The organism is Deltaproteobacteria bacterium (assembly GCA_018668695.1).
GTDB lineage: Bacteria > Myxococcota > XYA12-FULL-58-9 > XYA12-FULL-58-9 > JABJBS01 > JABJBS01.
This window is the reverse complement of sequence record JABJBS010000422.1, coordinates 1-2,394: the sequence shown is the minus strand read 5'-3', so window position 1 is coordinate 2,394 and position 2,394 is coordinate 1. Positions and strand designations below refer to the sequence as shown.

Below are 2,394 nucleotides of genomic sequence, written 5' to 3'. Positions count from 1 at the left end.
CGTAGAGGCTATCACTTTTGCAGACGTTGGTTATTCCTCAACTGCGAATATGCACGTAGCCGATATTGCTAAGAGCTGTATTTCTCAATTGGCCGAGCATTCGTTGGATATGATTGTCTTAGAGCTCGGCGACGGCATCATGGGCAGTTATGGCGTTGATTCCGTTTTGTTTGATGAAGAGCTTAAAGCTCTTCCCAAAGCGCTGATGATGGCTGCCAATGATCCTGTTGGTGCTTGGGGAGCGGTAAAATGGCTCGAAGAAAGAGATTGGCTACCGACCCTCATTACGGGCCCGGCAACTGATAATGAATCAGGCAGCCGAGCTATTCGGGAACTTACTGGTGTGCCGGCTGTTAACGCGCGGGCTCAAGCAAAAGAACTTACGGATACAGTACTCAATGCTTTCAGGAGCGCGCTATGATGAAGGTTGGTGTTGTGGGTGGTACAGGTTATGCCGGTGCAGAACTCATTCGACTTTTAATCTTGCATCCTCGGGTAGAGTTAAGCGAAGTGGTCAGTCACTCTAAATCCGGTATGCGGTTGGATGTGCTGCACCCAGGTCTTTTGGGTTGTACTGAACTTTCCACCACGGAATTTAATCCAGAGCGGCTTGCAAAACTTGATGCCGTGTTTGTTGCGGTGCCTCACGGTAAAGCAGCTCCTTTGTGTGACGCATTGGACAGTGCCGGTGCCAAGGTTATTCTGGATTTGTCTAGGGACCACCGGCATGCAGATGGCTGGGTTTATGGCTTGGCTGAATGGAATCATCAAAAGCTACCGGGGGCTAAGCGAATTGCAGTTCCGGGTTGTTTCGCAACTGCCATCAGTATGGCATGTGCGCCGTTTATTGCCAGCGGTGAAGTGACCGGTACCCCGCGAATTGTTGCAGCAACGGGCTCAACAGGTCTCGGCGCAACTCCTGCAAAATCTGGTCATCACCCTGAGCGCTTTACAAACCTTAAAGCTTATAAAGTTTTGAGCCATCAGCATGGACCCGAAATCAATACGTTTTTATCTGGATTGGCAAATGTGGACCCGATTCGTTTCGTGCCGCTCTCCGCTCCGATCGACCGAGGTATTTTAGCCACTGCCATGCTTCCCATGAAGAGTGAATGGAGCCTGGAGCGCGCTCAAACAGCTTTGGAAAAGAAGTATGCGGATCATCCGCTGGTAAGGGTACGAGAAAGCTCGCCTGAAATACGTCATGTACGGGCTACCGCATTTTGCGACGTCGCGACTTTTGTTGATGGTCAAGATGTTGTGGTGATCAGCGCCATCGACAACCTTGGCAAAGGTGCCAGTACCCAGGCAGTACAATGCCTGAATCATTGCTTCGATTGGCCAGTTCAAACCGGCCTTCTTAATCCACCAACGCTTCCATAAGCTTGGTCACAAAGGAATATACAAATGCAACGAGTCATCGGACTTATTGATGCCGTCCCCTACTTAAGAGCCTATCACGGGCAAATTTTTGTCGTTAAAGTTGGCGGTGAAGTCATTCAAGATGAACGTAAGCTCGCCCGCGTGGCACGGGACATAGCGATTCTTCACCGCTTGGCCATTCAGCTTGTGGTTGTCCATGGCGGCGGTCCACAGCTTGATGCTTTAACTGAAAAGCTGGGCATGGAAGTAGAACGGGTTGCGGGACGTCGTATCACCTCTCCTGAAGTACTCGATGCAGCAAAAATGCTTTTTCGAGGTCAGCTGAGCCTCGACTTTGTCTCCGCACTAAAAGCTCAAGATGAGACAGCTGTAGGCCTCAGTGGCGCCGATGGTTCAATGATTCAGGCAGTGAAGCGACCAGCAGCTATTATCGAAAATGATACAGGTGAAATGGTTCAAGTTGATTTTGGTGAGGTCGGGGATGTGTGCGCCGTGGATACTAAAGTGCTGCTCAAAACTCTTGAGGCTGGCGTGATCCCGGTTGTGAGCCCACTTGCTATGGACGAAGACGGAACAATTCTTAATTGTAACGCAGACACTTTAGCAGCAGAACTCGCAATAGCACTGGGTGCAGCGAAGCTCATTTTAATGAGTAACATCCCTGGTATTTTAGCCAATGTAGATGATTCTACTTCGATGCTCCACTACACAGATCTCGCCGAACTCTCTGAACTTGAAGAAAAGGGAGCCTTCTCACGAGGCATGCGTCCAAAAGTCGCGGCGCTCCGGTTGGCTTTAGAAGGCGGCGTACCAAGAACACACGTGATTGATTCTGGTCGCAGCGGCGCATTGCTTGAAGAGATCTTCACCAATGATGGATGCGGTACACTGGTGGTTCAATCCGCCGATGATACACGAGCTGAGCCAGTAACCATGGCTGCTCCGTAGCCTCAGAGGCTTCTTCGTTGCGTAGCCCCGACTTGTTGCGGTTGTCCTTGGATGTTATTGCTT

The 2,394-nt window shown here is 50.3% G+C and carries 2 protein-coding genes and 1 pseudogene; all 3 read left to right on the top strand.

The genetic code is table 11. From position 1 onward, the window contains the following. Nucleotides 1-421, top strand: a 421-nt coding sequence (locus HOK28_24950; protein ID MBT6436361.1) for a hypothetical protein, incomplete at its 5' end; no start/stop codon positions are given. Then, nucleotides 418-1,383 (top strand): annotated as a pseudogene (gene argC, locus HOK28_24945) (N-acetyl-gamma-glutamyl-phosphate reductase). The gene HOK28_24950 and the pseudogene argC, both read left to right, overlap by 4 nt. A 24-nt stretch (nt 1,384-1,407) precedes the next feature. After that, nucleotides 1,408-2,331: an acetylglutamate kinase gene (argB, locus tag HOK28_24940; GenBank protein ID MBT6436360.1), complete on the top strand. Its 924-nt coding sequence runs from the start codon at nt 1,408-1,410 to the stop codon at nt 2,329-2,331. Nucleotides 2,332-2,394 lie beyond the last annotated feature (63 nt).